The organism is Geodermatophilus sp. DSM 45219, assembly GCF_900104025.1.
In the GTDB taxonomy this organism is placed as follows: Bacteria; Actinomycetota; Actinomycetes; order Mycobacteriales; family Geodermatophilaceae; genus Geodermatophilus.
This window is the reverse complement of the sequence record NZ_FNIQ01000003.1, coordinates 354,593-369,172: the sequence shown is the minus strand read 5'-3', so window position 1 is coordinate 369,172 and position 14,580 is coordinate 354,593. Positions and strand designations below refer to the sequence as shown.

At 75.6% G+C, this 14,580-nt stretch carries 14 protein-coding genes; 6 read left to right on the top strand and 8 right to left on the bottom strand.

All coding sequences use genetic code 11. The features are described from left to right. Positions 1–54: 54 nt before the first annotated feature. The gene (locus BLR12_RS10835; protein ID WP_091378462.1) at positions 55–846 is read right to left on the bottom strand and encodes a thioesterase family protein; all 792 of its coding nucleotides are present in this window, start codon (positions 844–846) and stop codon (positions 55–57) included. Between the two features lie 23 nt (positions 847–869). Then, on the bottom strand, positions 870–1,244 hold the full coding sequence (locus BLR12_RS10830; protein WP_091377478.1) for a hypothetical protein: 375 nt from the start codon (positions 1,242–1,244) through the stop codon (positions 870–872). Positions 1,245–1,497: 253 nt separating this feature from the next. Between BLR12_RS10830 and BLR12_RS10825 the strand changes: the two genes are divergently transcribed. The 3 genes from BLR12_RS10825 (at position 1,498) to BLR12_RS10815 (ending at position 4,782) form a co-directional block, all read left to right on the top strand. Continuing rightward, positions 1,498–3,312 carry a BCCT family transporter gene (locus BLR12_RS10825; protein ID WP_091377475.1) on the top strand — a complete coding sequence of 605 codons (1,815 nt, stop codon included), beginning with the start codon at positions 1,498–1,500 and terminating at the stop codon, positions 3,310–3,312. 70 nt (positions 3,313–3,382) lie between these two features. Then, entirely contained in the window at positions 3,383–3,787 is a 405-nt protein-coding gene (locus BLR12_RS10820) for a VOC family protein (RefSeq protein ID WP_091377473.1), read from the top strand. Between the two features lie 47 nt (positions 3,788–3,834). Beyond that, the gene (locus tag BLR12_RS10815; protein ID WP_091377470.1) at positions 3,835–4,782 is read left to right on the top strand and encodes an EamA family transporter; all 948 of its coding nucleotides are present in this window, start codon (positions 3,835–3,837) and stop codon (positions 4,780–4,782) included. Positions 4,783–4,791: 9 nt separating this feature from the next. Here BLR12_RS10815 and BLR12_RS10810 read toward each other — a convergent pair whose 3' ends face one another. Further along, complete coding sequence (locus BLR12_RS10810; protein WP_091377467.1) at positions 4,792–5,790, bottom strand: ABC transporter substrate-binding protein; 999 nt, start codon at positions 5,788–5,790, stop codon at positions 4,792–4,794. A 104-nt stretch (positions 5,791–5,894) separates the two neighbouring features. Here BLR12_RS10810 and BLR12_RS10805 point away from each other — a divergent pair, with 104 nt between their 5' ends. Then, positions 5,895–6,833: a siderophore-interacting protein gene (locus BLR12_RS10805; protein ID WP_091377464.1), complete on the top strand. Its 939-nt coding sequence runs from the start codon at positions 5,895–5,897 to the stop codon at positions 6,831–6,833. Between the two features lie 60 nt (positions 6,834–6,893). Here the strand turns inward: BLR12_RS10805 and BLR12_RS10800 are convergent, their stop codons facing one another. The 5 genes from BLR12_RS10800 to BLR12_RS10780 all read right to left on the bottom strand — a co-directional run bounded on the left by BLR12_RS10800 (position 6,894) and on the right by BLR12_RS10780 (position 11,290). After that, positions 6,894–7,721: an ABC transporter ATP-binding protein gene (locus BLR12_RS10800; RefSeq protein ID WP_091377461.1), complete on the bottom strand. Its 828-nt coding sequence runs from the start codon at positions 7,719–7,721 to the stop codon at positions 6,894–6,896. Further along, positions 7,718–8,815, bottom strand: coding sequence for a FecCD family ABC transporter permease (locus tag BLR12_RS10795; RefSeq protein WP_091377458.1), 1,098 nt, complete (start codon positions 8,813–8,815; stop codon positions 7,718–7,720). Before BLR12_RS10795 ends, BLR12_RS10800 begins: the two co-directional genes overlap by 4 nt. Beyond that, the gene (locus BLR12_RS10790) at positions 8,812–9,906 is read right to left on the bottom strand and encodes a FecCD family ABC transporter permease (protein WP_176832464.1); all 1,095 of its coding nucleotides are present in this window, start codon (positions 9,904–9,906) and stop codon (positions 8,812–8,814) included. The genes BLR12_RS10795 and BLR12_RS10790 overlap by 4 nt, the downstream gene beginning before the upstream one ends. Before the next feature lie 79 nt (positions 9,907–9,985). Then, positions 9,986–10,705: a mycothiol-dependent nitroreductase Rv2466c family protein gene (locus BLR12_RS10785; RefSeq protein ID WP_091377455.1), complete on the bottom strand. Its 720-nt coding sequence runs from the start codon at positions 10,703–10,705 to the stop codon at positions 9,986–9,988. Between the two features lie 180 nt (positions 10,706–10,885). Further along, the gene (locus BLR12_RS10780) at positions 10,886–11,290 is read right to left on the bottom strand and encodes a DUF2237 family protein (RefSeq protein ID WP_091377453.1); all 405 of its coding nucleotides are present in this window, start codon (positions 11,288–11,290) and stop codon (positions 10,886–10,888) included. A 163-nt stretch (positions 11,291–11,453) separates the two neighbouring features. On the opposite strand from BLR12_RS10780, the gene BLR12_RS10775 reads away from it, so the two are divergent. Then, on the top strand, positions 11,454–13,454 hold the full coding sequence (locus BLR12_RS10775; protein WP_091377451.1) for an acetoacetate--CoA ligase: 2,001 nt from the start codon (positions 11,454–11,456) through the stop codon (positions 13,452–13,454). Next, positions 13,451–14,221, top strand: coding sequence for an alpha/beta fold hydrolase (locus tag BLR12_RS10770; RefSeq protein ID WP_091377448.1), 771 nt, complete (start codon positions 13,451–13,453; stop codon positions 14,219–14,221). Before BLR12_RS10775 ends, BLR12_RS10770 begins: the two co-directional genes overlap by 4 nt. Positions 14,222–14,580 lie beyond the last annotated feature (359 nt).

The window sequence follows — 14,580 nt, the reverse complement described above, 5'->3', positions numbered from 1 at the left end:
CCAGTCTCCCAGACGCCTCGGCGGACGACGGCAGCGCCGAGCGCGCCGGCCCGCTCAGCGCGTCTCGACGAACAGCGCCTGCGCGGAGCGGCCGATCCGGCCGGTGGCGTCGTACAGCTCGGCGAAGCACTGACCGGCGCCGGACGGCCCCACGGTGGTCGCGGCGTCCACGCCCAGCCACTCCCCGGCCGGCGGCCGCACCAGCGCGACGGTGAGGTCGACGTTGGCGAACGTGGCCCGCCGCCAGTCCAGGACGGCGGAGATGCCGCTGGCCGCGTCGGTCATCACCAGCAGGTGCTGCAGCGGGCTCATCGGCTCGCCCTCGACCAGCGTGCACAGCGGCCGGGTCCAGGCGGCGGCCGGGCCGGGCGCGTTGAAGGAGCCGTGCGCGAAGCGCCAGTCCAGCGCCCGGTGGTAGGCGACGTCGGTGGTGAAGAACGCCGCGGTCTCCGGGCGGCTCTGCTCGGGCCCGGGCAGCGGCAGGCCGGCCTCCGGCGTCCCCTCGACCGGGGAGGTCCGCATCCGCCAGGCGGTCAGCCGCACCAGCGGCCGCGCGGAGGCGTCCGCGGTGAGCACCGCCTCGACCAGCTCGATCCGCCGTCCGGGCCGCAGCAACCGGGCGGTCACCTGCACCGGGCTCACCGGCACCGGCGCGAGGATGTCGAAGGCCAGCCGCACCGTCTGCCCGTCCGGGACCTCGGTGACCCGCTCGGCCTCCCGGGCGAGCAGCGCCGCGACCGGCCCGGCGTGCTGCAGTCCCGGGTCCCACGGCCCGATGGTCAGGTCGGTGGCGACGAACCCGTCGCCGTCCGGCAGGTACAGGGCGGTGGGCAGGCCGGCGGTCACGTCGAGGGAGTCTGCCGCCGCGGTCAGCCGCCGGTGCGGCGGGTGTCCCAGACGGCGAACGCCGTCCACGCCGCGGCGGCGAGCGCCGCGACCACCCACAGCCAGCGCAGCGACCCCGCCGGGTTGGCCAGCACCAGCAGGACGGCGACCACGAGCACCGCGCCGGCCAGCGGCGAGGTGCGCAGCAGCGTGCCGAGGGTGTCCGGTCCGGGGACGGTGATGAACACCACCAGGGCGACGACGAACAGGAAGGCGCACAGCGCGGCCAGGAAGGCCGCCGTCACACCGAGCTCACCGGGCAGGCCGACGGCGCCCAGACCCGCGAGGACGGCGCCGGCCGCCAGCCACAGCAGGAGCCTCCGTCGCCGCGCTGACCAGGGCGGACGTGGCTCGCTCACGGTCTGGTGCCTCCCCGTCGTGGTGCCTCGGTCCGGCCGGGCCGGACGCCTCGTCCCGGGGTGTGTGCCCGGTCGCCGGGGCGGGCACACAGCACCCTCCCGCTCCCCCGGGCCGGTCTCGCCCCGGTCACGGCGGTCCGCACCCGTCCGGTGACCTCCCTACCGTGGACGGGTTGCCCCGGCGCCCCACCGCGCCGGCGGCGTCCGTTCGTCAACCGAGAGAGGGAGGCGCGCCGCCACCGGCGCCACTGTCGTGACCACAACACCTGCACCCCCCAGCCCCTCCGGGGCTCCCGAGGCCCACCCCGCCGTCGCGGAACCACCACCGTCGCCCGCCGACCGCGGCGGGGCGCTGGACCGGGTCGTCTTCGGCGTCGCCGCGGTCGTGGCCCTGGCCTTCGTGGCCTGGGGCTTCGCCAGCCCGCAGGGGCTGGGGTCGGCCAGCGGCACCGCCCTGGAGTGGGTGGAGACCAACCTGGGCTGGCTGTTCGTCCTGCTCGCCTCGGCCTTCGTCGTCTTCGTGATCTGGCTGGCGGCCGGCAGGTACGGGCGGATCCCGCTGGGCCGCGACGACGAGGCGCCGGAGTTCCGGACGGTGTCCTGGGTGGCGATGATGTTCAGCGCCGGCATGGGCATCGGGCTGATGTTCTTCGGGGTCAGCGAGCCGCTGTCCCACTACGTCTCCCCGCCGCCGGGCACCGTCGCGGCCGAGACGCCGGAGGCGCTGGAGACGGCGATGGCGACCACGCTGTTCCACTGGTCGCTGCACCCGTGGGCCATCTACGCCGTCGTCGGCCTGGCCATCGCCTACGGCACCTTCCGCCGCGGCCGGCGGCAGCTGATCAGCGCCGCGTTCGCCCCCCTGTTCGGCCGGCGCCGCACCGAGGGCCTGGCCGGCAGGCTCATCGACGTCCTGGCCATCTTCGCCACGCTGTTCGGCTCGGCGGCCTCGCTGGGGCTGGGCGCGCTGCAGATCGGCAGCGGGTTGGAGATCCTCGGCTGGGCCGGGGACGCCGGCAACGGCCTGCTGGTCGTCGTCATCGCGGTGCTGACGGCGGCCTTCGTCGCCTCCGCCGTCTCCGGGGTCGCCCGGGGCATCCAGTGGCTGGCCACCACGAACATGGTGCTGGCCCTCGTGCTGGCGGTGTTCGTGTTCGTCGTCGGCCCGACGGTGCTCATCCTCAACCTGCTGCCCACCACGATCGGCACCTACTTCGCCGACCTGGGCGAGATGGCCGCGCGCACCGAGGCCAGCGGCGGCGACGCCACGGCCGAGTGGCTGCGCGGCTGGACGGTCTTCTACTGGGCCTGGTGGATCAGCTGGACGCCGTTCGTCGGCCTGTTCATCGCCCGGATCAGCCGCGGCCGCACGATCCGGCAGTTCGTCACCGGCGTCCTGCTGGTGCCCAGCGTGGTCAGCCTGGTCTGGTTCGCCGTCTTCGGCGGCGCCGGGATCGCCGCCCAGCGCGGCGGCGCCGACGTCGCCGGGCAGGCCACCGCCGAGGGGCAGCTGTTCGGCGTCCTGGACACCTACCCGCTGGCCACGCTGATGACCGTGCTGGTCATGGTGCTGGTGGCCATCTTCTTCGTCTCCGGCGCCGACGCGGCCTCGATCGTCCTCGGCTCGCTGTCCGAGCGCGGCACGCTGACCCCGAGCCGGACGACGGTGGTCTTCTGGGGCGTCGTCATGGGGGCCGTGGCGGCGATCATGCTGCTCGTCGGCGGCGACGCGGCGCTCACCGGCCTGCAGAACCTGACGATCATCGCGGCGCTGCCGTTCGCGCTGGTGATGGTCGGCATGGCGGTGGCGCTGGCCAAGGACGTGCGCTCGGACCCCGTCGTGCTGCGCCGCACGGTCGCGGCCGAGGCGGTCGAGCAGGCCGTCGTCGAGGGGATCACCCGGCACGGCGAGGACTTCGTGCTGGTCGTCGAGTCCGCGCCGGACGCCGACGGCGACGGGGTCCCGGACACGGCCACCGGCACCACCCCGCTGCCGGCCGCAGTCCACCGCGCGTCCGACGGCGGGGGGACCGTCCGCGACGTCGGCTCGCCGGTCCCCGGCCGATGAGTCCGGCCGGCCGGCCCCGTCCTACCTGGCGACGGGGCCGACCGGGCCCCCGCGACGAGCGGAGCTCACCGTGCGCTGGATCTTCGTCAACCTGCCCGTGACCGACCTGGCCGCCGCCAAGGCGTTCTACGGCGGCCTCGGCTTCGGCTTCAACGAGCAGTTCTCCGACGAGCGGACGGCGTCGGTCGTCGTCGCCGACAACATCGTGGTGATGCTGCTGACCCGCGACCGGTTCGCCGACTTCGTCCCGGACGCCGACCGGATCGGCGACCCGGCGCGGTCCACCACGGTGCTCAACGCGCTGTCGGCGGGCAGCCGGGAGGAGGCCGACGACCTGCTGGCGCGGGCGCTGGCCTCCGGCGGGAAGCCGTGGATGCCGGCCCAGGACCACGGCTTCATGTACGGGGTCAGCTTCACCGACCCCGACGGCCACGTCTGGGAGGTCGTCTGGATGGACCCGGCCGCCGTCCAGTGACCCCCCGGTAGGGGGCTCGGGGCACCACGGTCGCTACCGTCGGCCGCGTGCCCCGGCTCGGCTACACCCTGACCATCACGGCCGCGGGCCTGTTCGCCGTCAACGGCACGGTCTCCACCCTGGCCCTGCAGGCCGGCGTGCCGGCGCCGTGGCTGACCGCGCTGCGCTGCGGCGGGGCCGCGGTGGTGATGCTCGCCGTCCTGGCCGTCGTCGCGCCGGCGCGGCTGCGGGTGTCCTGGCGGGAGGTGCCGTTCCTCGCCGCGTTCGGCGCCGTCGGCATCGCGCTCACCCAGTACCTCTACTACGTCGCGATCGGCCGGCTGCCGGTCGGCATCGCGCTGGTGTTCGAGATGACCGCGCCGGTGCTCATCGCGCTGTGGGTGTGGCTGGTGCGCGGCGAGCGGGTCCGGCGGCGGCTGTGGGCGGCGCTGGGCCTGTCGCTGTCCGGGCTGGTGCTGGTCGCCGAGGTCTGGCGGGGCGGCGGCTCGCTCGACGCGGGCGGGGTCGCCGCGGCGCTGGGCGCGGCGCTGTGCCTGGCGACGTACTACCTGATGGGGGAGCGCGGCACGACCACCCGCGACCCGGTCGCGCTCACCTGCTGGAGCTTCGTCGCGGCGGCGCTGTTCTGGGCGGTCGCCGCGCCGTTCTGGCCGTTCGACCCCGCGGTGCTCGGCACGGCGGTCCCGGTGTCGCTGGGCTCGCTGGAGCTGCCGCTGTGGGTGCTGGTCGGCTGGATCGTCGTCCTCGGGGCGGCGTTGCCGTTCTGGCTCTCGCTGGCCGCGCTGCGCCACCTGCCGCCGACGACGGCCGGGCTGGTCGCCACGGTCGAGCCGGTCCTCGCCGCAGGTGTCGCCTGGCTGTGGGTGGAGCAGGTGCTGTCCGGCTGGCAGGTCCTCGGCGGCGTCGTCGTCCTCACCGGGATCGGCCTGGCCCAGACCGCCCGGACGGCGCGGCGGCCGGCTCCCGTGCCGGAGCCGGCCCCCGCGCCCGCCTGAACCGCGGCCTCAGGTCACCTTCCGGGCCTCGGTCAGCCAGCCGGCCAGCTCGGACATGTAGGCCGCCTGGGCGACGTGGTCCATGCCGATGTACTTCCAGGGGTGCTCCTGCCCGGCCTGCACCGCGGGGAGCAGCGGGTAGGTCGGCTGGGCCCGCATCTGCTCGGGCGTCTCCCCGCCGCGCAGCGAGTACAGGATCACGTCGCTCGGGTACTGCGGGACCTGCTCCCAGCTGACGGTCTCCCAGAAGTAGGTGTCGCCGCCCGGGTCGACGAAGTCCACGCCGAGGTCGGAGTAGAGCCGCAGCGACGGGTCGTCGGCGGCCTTGCCCATCCACCAGCCGTCCGAGGCGGTGGCGTAGACCGGCAGCACGGTGATGCCGCGCTCGCCCGCGGCGGTGAGCTCGGCCGAGGCTGCCTCGAAGTCCTCGCGGGCGGCGTCCACGGTGCCGGCGTCGGCACCGAGGGAGCCGGCCAGCTCGACGGTCCGCTCGATGACGTCGGCGGCCGACCCGCGGTAGGCGATCGCCACGATCGGCGCGATCTCGGCGACCTGCTCCTGCTGCTGGATCGACTCGAAGCCGTACAGCGGCTGGGCCGGGTCCAGCGTGCCCGAGGAGTCGGTCGGGTACACCGCGGTGACGATGACGTCGGGGTCGGCCGCGGCCAGCCGCTCGAGGTCGATCTGGCCGTAGCTCTCGCCGACGATCTCCAGGTCGGCCAGGTCGCGGCCCTCGAAGGCGACGTCGTCGGCCGCGGAGGTCTGCCCGAAGCTGGCGACCGGCTCCACGCCGTAGTTCCACAGCGAGGCCACCACGTCGTTGAGGCCGGCGACCCGTTCGGGGACGGCGTCGAGCTCGACGGTGGTCCCGAGGTCGTCGGTGAACGTCCAGCCGCCCCCCTCGGCCGCCGCGGCCGGCTCCGCGGTGTCGCCGGAGCAGCCGGCGGCCGCGAGCGCCGCGGCGAGGGCGAGGGTGGCGCCGACCAGGCGGCGTGGACTGCGGGGCAAGGGTCCTCCTGGGGTTCGGGACAGGTGTTCCCCTGGCGGGGCAGCCCAGGTTAGCCTCGCCTAAGTAGGTCGCCGCAAGGGTGACCCGGGACGGGGGACGACGCATGACGCTCGCCGCGCAGCCGGAGGTCGTGGCAGCTCCCGCCTGGCAGTTCTTCGACGCCACGGTGGCCGCGGTCCGCCGGCTGGGCCCCAGCTTCGTGCGGCTCACCCTCACCGGCCCGGAGCTCGCGGGCTTCGGCGCCGCGGGCGGCGACCAGCGGTTCAAGCTGGTGCTCCCCCGTGACGACGCCGGGCTGGACCGGCTCCGCGACCGCGGCCAGGACTGGTACCGGGAGTTCTGCGCGATGCCCGAGGAGCAGCGCCCGGTCATCCGCACCTACACGGTCCGCGCCGTCCGACCGGAGCGCGCCGAGCTCGACGTCGACGTCGTCCTGCACGGCATCGCCGACGGGCACGCCGGCCCGGCCGCGAGCTGGGCGGCCGCGGCGGTGCCCGGCGACCGGATCGTGCTGCTCGGCCCCGACCGCCCCGGCTCCGGCCGGCCGTGGGGCGTGGAGTGGGCGCCGCCACCCGGTGCGCGCTCGCTGCTGCTGGCCGGCGACGAGACCGCGGTCCCCGCGGTCTGCGCGATCCTGGAGTCCCTCGGCGGACCACCGCGCTCGGTGACCGCCCTGCTGGAGGTGCCCGAGGCCGGCGACGCGATGAACGTCGCGCTGCCGGCCGGGGCGACGCTGCGCTGGCTGGCGAGGGACGGGGCCCCGCGCGGGTCGCGGCTGGTGCCGGCCGTGCACGCCGCGCTGTGCGAGCTGGGCATCGCCTCGACGCCGGCCGCGCCGCCGGAGGAGGTCGGCGACGAGCTGCTGTGGGAGGTGCCCGAGGGTGGGTCGGGGGACGACGGAGCCGCCTCGGGCTGCTACGCCTGGCTGGCCGGCGAGGCGGGCGTGGTGAAGACGCTGCGCCGCCGGCTGGTCGGCGACCTCGGCGTCCCCCGCGGAGCCGTCGCGTTCATGGGCTACTGGAAGCTGGGCGCCGCCGGCTGACCGGCCCCGTCCAGAGGCTCGCCGCGAGCCTGCGAGCGGTGAGGAGGACGGGGTCCTCTTTCAGCGCAGGCGGCGGACCGGCACCACCATCGGGGTCCCGGCCACCGGGTCGGGCACGACCCGCGCCTCCAGGTCGAAGACGTCGGCCAGCAGCTGCTCGGTGAGCACCTCCTCCGGCGCGCCCGAGGCGACCAGCCGGCCGTCGTCCATCGCGACCAGCCGCTGCGCGTACCGCGCGGCCAGGTTCAGGTCGTGCAGCACGACGACGACGGTGCGGCCGCGTTCGGCGTGCAGCCGGGCCACCAGCTCCAGCACGTCGATCTGGTGCGACAGGTCCAGGTAGGTCGTCGGCTCGTCGAGCAGCAGCAGGTCGGTGCCCTGCGCGAGCGCCATCGAGATCCAGGCGCGCTGGCGCTGCCCGCCGGAGAGCTCGTCGACCGGGCGGTCGGCGAGGTCGGCCATGTCGGTCCAGGTCAGGGCCTCGGCGACGGCCGCCTCGTCGTCGCGCGACCACTGCCGCAGCCACGACTGGTGCGGGTGCCGGCCGCGGGCCACGAGGTCGCCGACGGTCAGGCCCTCCGGGGCGACCGGGGTCTGCGGCAGCAGGCCGAGCACCCGGGCCACGTCGCGGGTCGGCGTCCGCTGGATGGCGTGCCCGTCGAGGAGCACCTGGCCCCCGACCGGGCGCAGCAGGCGACCCAGCGCCCGCAGCAGGGTGGACTTGCCGCAACCGTTGGGGCCGACGATCGCGGTGAACGAGCCGTCGGTGAGCTGCAGGTCCAGGTCGCGGACGACGACCCGGTCGTCGTAGGCGAGGCTGACCGACTCGGCGGCGAGACGGACCGTTCCGGCGCGGGGCAGGGTGGTGGTCGCTGTGTTGACGGTCATAGCGTCGATCGCCGCCTTCCGCGGACGAGGAGCCAGAGCAGGTAGGGCGCCCCGACGGCGGCGGTGAGCACACCGACCGGCAGCGCCTGGGGGAGCACGGTGCGGGTGAGCAGGTCGGCGCCGACGACGAGGGCGGCACCGACCAGGCCCGAGGCCAGCAGCGGGGGCCGCGCTCCGCCGGTGAGCCGGATCGCGACCTGCGGCACGACCAGCGCGACGTAGGCGATCGGCCCGGCGGCGGCCACCGCGGCGGCGGTGAGCGCGACGGCCACGAGCACGACCACCGCCTGGGTGGGCACCAGCCGCACGCCCAGGCCCCGGGCGGTGTCGTCGCCGAACTGGACGACGCCCAGCGCCCGGCTGGTGGCCAGCGCGGCGGGCAGCAGGACGGCGAGGGCGACCAGCAGCGGTACCGCCTCGCCCCAGGTGCGGGCGTTGAGCGAGCCGGTGATCCAGACGTAGGCGGTGGCGGCGTCGTAGATCTCGGCGCGGGTGAGCAGCCAGTCGGTGACGGCCGCGGCCACCGCCCACAGCGCGATGCCGACCAGCACCATGCGGTACCCGTCGATGCCGCTGCGCCAGGCCAGCACCAGCAGCAGCAGGCCGGTGACGAGCGCGCCGAGCAGCGCCGCCAGGGGGACGCCGAGGCCGCCGAGCAGCCCGGAGCCGCCCGCCGTCCCGCCCAGCACGATGGCCGCGACCGCGCCGGCCGAGGCGCCCTGGGTGATGCCGAGGACGTCGGGGGAGGCCAGCGGGTTGCGCGCGAAGGTCTGGAACAGCGCGCCGGCCACGCCGAGGGCCAGCCCGACGAGGGCGCCCACGACGATCCGCGGAGCCCGCAGCTCCAGCACGATGAACTCCTGGGTGTCCTCGCCGAGCCCCACCAGGGTGCGCAGCACGTCGGTCAGCCCGATCGGGAAGTCACCGCGCCCGAGGCTGGCCGCGCCGAGCAGGACGACGGCGACGGCGGCCCCCACCACCACCGTCACCTGGCGCCAGCGGACCCGGCCGGACACCGGGCCGACGCGGACGGTGGTCTCCCCGGGCTGGTGGACCCGGGTCTCGGCGGCAGTCCGTTGCTCGAGCTGCGTCACGTGCTCGCCAGCCGGCGGCGGCGGATCAGCGCGATGAAGAAGGGCGCCCCGATGAGCGCGAGCACGATGCCGACCTGCAGCTCGCCCGGGCGGACGACGACCCGGCCGACCACGTCGGCGAGCAGCAGCAGGACGGCCCCGAGCAGGCCGGAGCAGGGGACCAGCCAGCGGTGCGACGGGCCGGTGAACGCCCGGACGACGTGCGGCACGACCAGCCCGACGAAGGCGATCGGCCCGCAGGCCGCCGTCGCCGCGCCGCAGAGCAGGGTCACGGCCGCGAGGCCGACCGCCCGGGCGAGCCACACCCGCTGGCCCAGGCCGCGGGCGACGTCCTCGCCGAGCCCGAGCAGGTCCAGCGCCGGGGCGTTGACCAGGGCGAGCAGCAGGCCGGCGACGATGAAGGGCGCCACCTGCCAGGCGACGTCGGCGCCGCGGCCGGCCAGCGCGCCGACCACCCAGAAGCGGAAGGCGTCGAGGCTGTCGGTGTCGCTGACCAGGATCGCCCGGACCAGGGCGTAGAACAGCGCCGACAGCGCGGCCCCGGCCAGCGCCAGGGTGACCGGGGAGGCACCGCCGCGGCCGGCCGAGCCGAGCGCGAAGACCAGCACGGTGCCCAGCAGCGCGCCGGCGAAGGCGAACCAGACGTAGCCGGCGGGCGTGCCGACGCCGAGCAGGTAGATGGCCAGGACGACGCCGAGCGAGGCGCCGGACGTGATGCCGAGCAGGCCGGGGTCGCCCAGCGGGTTGCGGGTGTGGCCCTGGGCCAGCGCGCCGGCGAGGCCGAGGGCCATGCCGACCATGAGGCCGAGGGCGGTGCGCGGGACCCGCAGCTCCCGGACGATCACCGTCTCCTCGGTCGGCACGCCGGGGTCGGTCAGTGCCTGCCACACCGAGCCGAGACCGATGCTGCGGGAGCCGACGGCGATGCTGAGCGTCGCGGCGACCCCCACGAGCACGAGCAGCAGGAGCAGGCCGAGCAGCCGGGTGCGGCGCTGCGCGGTCAGGCCGCCCCGGCCGGCCGACCGGTCCCCGCCGGGGTTCCCGAGGCCGCCCGGACGCTGCCGCGGGGCGGCGTCGGTCGACGAGGACACGAGCGGCTCCCGGGGCAGACAGCGAGGTAGGCCAGCCTCACCTTAGTCGCCCTCGCCGACGGGGGCCGCCGGCGGTCGCTCAGCGGTGCTGGCGGCGGCTGCCCCCGTGCCAGTCCTCCTGCAGGCCGGCCTCGCCCGGGCGGACGCCGAACGCCGGCAGCTGGGGCCGCTCGCGCAGGCTCCGCTTGAGCTCGGCGAACCCCGGGAAGCCGGCCAGGGCGACGACGTGGTCCCACAGCGCGACGGCGTCCTCGGGGCTGGGCAGCCGGCTGATCACCGGGCCGAAGAAGGCCGCTCCGCCGGGCGGGCGGAACTGCAGGATCGGCGTCCCGACGTCCTTGCCGGTGAGCGCCAGGGCGGCGTCGGTCTCCTCCTGGATCACGGCGTCCCACGACGGGTCCTCGACGGCGGCGCCGAGGTCGGCCGGCAGGCCGGCCTCGGCGAGGACCTGCTCGAGGAACGCGCGGCTGGTGGCCCGCTCCGGCGGCGGCTGGCCGGCCGGGTCCTCGAAGACGTGCCGACCGAGCGTGGCGTAGAGCGGGTCGAGCGCCTGGGGGCCGTGCTCGGCGCGGGCGCGGGCGGCGACCCGGAGCAGGTGCAGCCCGGCGGTGTGGCCGGCCTCGTACTCGGGCGGGAACTGCGCGTCGTAGTCGACGTGCCGGTTGAGCAGGCGGAGCGAGATGAGCCGCCACTCCACGCGGTACTCGCGCTGCTCGGCGACCATGCGCACCCACTTGCTGGTCATCCAGGCGAACGGGCAGACCGGGTCGAACCAGAAGTGCAGGTCGGCGTCGCTCACCGGGCCAGGACCTCCTCGGTCGCGCGCCGGATCTGAAGCGGGCGGAGTCGCCTGACGGAGTGCGCCGATGCGCGGTCTGGCCCGGCGGAACTGCGCATCCGCGCACACCGTCGTCGGCGGGCGTCGCCGGCCGGCCGCCTGAGCGGGGTGTCCAGCAGGTCGCTCACGGAGGGGGCCTCCTCAATCCAGGCTGCTCAGGTCGTCGGGGACGTCGACCGCGTGCTGGCGCAGGGCCTCCAGCGGGACGACCTCCAGCGCGCGGGCGTTGGTGGCCGCCAGGACGACGCCGGCCGCCGCGCCCGCCTGGTAGGCCTGCAGCCACCGCGCGGCCACCACGCACCAGCGGTCGCCGGGCTTCAGGCCGGGGAAGCCGTACTCCGGCCGCGGGGTGGACAGGTCGTTGCCCAGCTCGCGCTGCAGGGCCAGGAACTCCGCCGAGACGACGGCGCACACGGTGTGGCTGCCCAGGTCCTCGGGCCCGCTGGTGCAGGACCCGGTGCGGTAGAAGCCGGTCATCGGGTCCGTGCCGCACGGCTGCAGCGGGCCGCCCAGCACGTTCCGCTCGGCACCGCCCTCGTCGCTCATGGGACCCCATCATGTCGCCGGACGCCGGCACGCGCCCCTCGGCCGACCCGTGCCCGGCCTCGGCGCGGGGTGTGCCCACATCGTGGTCCCGCCGGCCTCCTGGGCGCGACGCGGGCACACCCGGTGGCCGCCGGAGGGCGAGCACGAGTGGCAAGGTGCTGTCGTGAGCGACGACACGTCTGCGGAGCCGGAGGTCCTCTGGCGGCCCACGCCCGAGTCCATCCGGGCCACCCGCCTCGCCCAGTTCGCCGACCGGGTCTCCAGCCGTCGGGGCCTCGACTTCGGCGACCCGGCGGACTACGACGCGATCTGGCGCTGGTCGGTCGAGCACCTCGACCAGTTCTGGGCCGAGGTGGCCGACTGGTCCGGCGTGCTGCCCGGCGTCCCGGACGACCGGGTGCTCACCCGCCGCGAGATGCCCGGCGCCGAGTGGTTCCCCGGGACGACGGTCAACTTCGCCGAGCAGGCGCTGCGGCACGCCGCCGACGGCACGGTCGACCCGGACGGTCCCGCGCTGATCGCCGTCGCCGAGGACGCCGAGCCGGTCGAGACCAGCTGGGCGCAGCTGCGCGAGCAGGTCGGGGCCTTCGCCGCCACGCTGCGCCGGCTCGGCGTCCAGCGCGGCGACCGGGTGGCCGGCTACCTGCCGAACGTCCCTGAGGCGGTCGTCGCCTTCCTCGGCGCGGCGGCGGTCGGCGCGGTCTGGTCCTCCTGCGCGCCGGACTTCGGCACCCGCAGCGTGCTGGACCGGTTCGCGCAGATCGAGCCCACCGTGCTCGTCGCCGTCGACGGCTACCGGTTCAACGGCAGGGAGTACGACCGGCGCGACGTGGTGGCCGAGCTGCGGGAGGCCCTGCCGAGCGTGCGGACGACGATCGCCGTCCCCCGGCTCCACCCGGACGAGGTCCCGGACGGCGCGCTGAGCTGGGCCGACGCGGTGGCCGACGGGCAGGAGCCGGTCGTCGAGGCGCTGCCCTTCGACGCCCCGCTGTGGATCGTCTACTCGTCGGGCACCACCGGGCTGCCCAAGGGGATCGTGCACGGGCACGGTGGCGTCGTCCTCGAGCAGCGCAAGCAGGCCGGGCTGCACATGGACATCGGCCCCGGCGACCGCTTCTCCTGGTACGCCTCCACCGCCTGGATCATGTGGAACATCTCCGCGTCGGCGCTGCTGTCCGGCGCCACGGTGGTCGTGTACGACGGCGCGCCCGCGTACCCGTCGGTCGACGCGCAGTTCGCCCTCGCGGCGCGGACCGGCATCACCTACCTGGGCACCAGCGCCGGCTACCTCACGGCCTGCGAGAAGGCCGGCGTCCGGCCGGGGGAGACCCACGACCTGGCGGCGCTGCGGTCGATCGGGTCGACCGGCTCCCCGCTGCCGGCCTCGGCGTACACCTGGGTCTACGACGCGGTGAAGCCCGACGTCTTCCTCGGCTCGCTGTCCGGCGGCACCGACGTCGCCACGGGCTTCATCGGCAGCTCGCTGCTGCTGCCGGTCACCGCCGGTGAGCTGCAGCGCCCGATGCTCGGCGTCGCCGCGGCCGCCTGGGACGAGGAGGGCCGCCCGGTGGTCGGCGAGCTGGGCGAGCTGGTCATCACCGAGCCGATGCCGACGATGCCGCTGTACTTCTGGAACGACCCCGACGGGTCCCGCTACCGCGAGGCGTACTTCGAGCCCTGGCCCGGCGTCTGGCGGCACGGCGACTGGATGGAGGTCACCGGGCGCGGCACCTGCGTCATCACCGGCCGCTCGGACTCCACGCTCAACCGGGGCGGCGTCCGGATGGGGACGGCGGACATCTACGCCGCCGTCGAGTCGGTCCCGGAGGTCGTCGACTGCGTCGTCCTGGGAGTCGAGCAGCGCGACGGCGGCTACTGGATGCCGCTGTTCGTCGAGCTGGCGGACGGCGAGGAGCTGAGCGAGGACCTGGTCGCCCGGATCAAGGCGGCCATCCGGTCCCAGGCCAGCCCGCGCCACGTGCCGGACGAGGTGCTCGTCGTCCCCGCCGTGCCGCACACCCGCACCGGCAAGCGGCTGGAGGTCCCGCTCAAGCGGCTCTTCCAGGGCGTCGACCCGGCGAAGGCGCTCAACGTCGGTGCGGTCGACGACCCGGCCGCGGTCGAGCACTACGTCCGGCTGGCCCGGCAGAGGGGGACGAGGTGACGAGCGGAGACGGCGTCCGCACGGTCGGGCACGGGGAGCACCGGGTCCTCGCGCTGCACGGCTGGTTCGGCTCGGCTGAGGGGTGGGGTCAGCTGCCCGACCTGGTGGACCCGGAGGTGTACACGTGGGCCTTCCCCGACCTGCGCGGCTACGGCGCCCGGAGGGACGAGCCCGGCGAGCACACCGTCGCCGAGGTGGCCGCCGACGCCCTGGAGCTCGCTGACCGCCTGGGCTGGGACCGGTTCTCCGTCGTCGGGCACTCGATGGGTGGGAAGTTCGCCCAGCAGGTGCTGGCCGATGCCCCCGACCGGGTCCGTCGGCTGGTGGCCGTCAGCGGCGTGCCCGCCGGGCCGACGCCGTTCGACCAGGAGGCCCGCGGCCTCTTCGGCGGCGCAGCACGGGACCGGGGCAGCAGGTACGCGATCATCGACCTCACCACCGGCAACCGGCTGCCCCGCCGGTTCGTCGACGGGCTGGTCCAGCACTCGCTCGACGCCTGCGATCCCGCGGCGTTCGCCGACTACCTCACCGCCTGGGCGGACGAGGACGTCTCGTCCGCGGTCGGGGCCGTGGCCGGGCGGGTGCCGGTGCTCTGCGTCGTCGGCCGGCACGACCCGGCGCTGGGGGAGGACGCGATGCGGGCCACCTGGCTGGAGACCCACCCGGGTGCCGAGCTCGTCGTCCTCGCCGATGCGGGTCACTACGCGATGTACGAGACCCCGCCCGCGCTCGTCGCCGTCATCGAGGAGTTCCTCGGCCGGGAGTGAGAGCTCCCCGGGTTGGACGTCGGGCCGCGAGGCGTTCCCGCGGGAACGCCCCGCGAGGCTCATCGAGGACTCGGACCGTTCGGGCTGATGAGGCTACGCACAGCACCAACGCTTCAAGGGACGAGTGGCCGTGAGCCGCGTTCGTCGCCTGAGGGGGTGAACGGACGTGAGCACACGAAGCCAGGCCGCTTTCGGCCCGCTGGGTTCGCCTGACGTGGACCAGCGTGACGAGCCGCCCTCTCGAAGCGGTCGCACGCCACCGGGGCTGCCCTGGCGCGGGATCGTCGGCGCGGGGCTTCTGCAGATCGCTTGCCTCGCCGGGCTGAGCTACCTGGCCTTCGACGACGCAGTGACGGGCG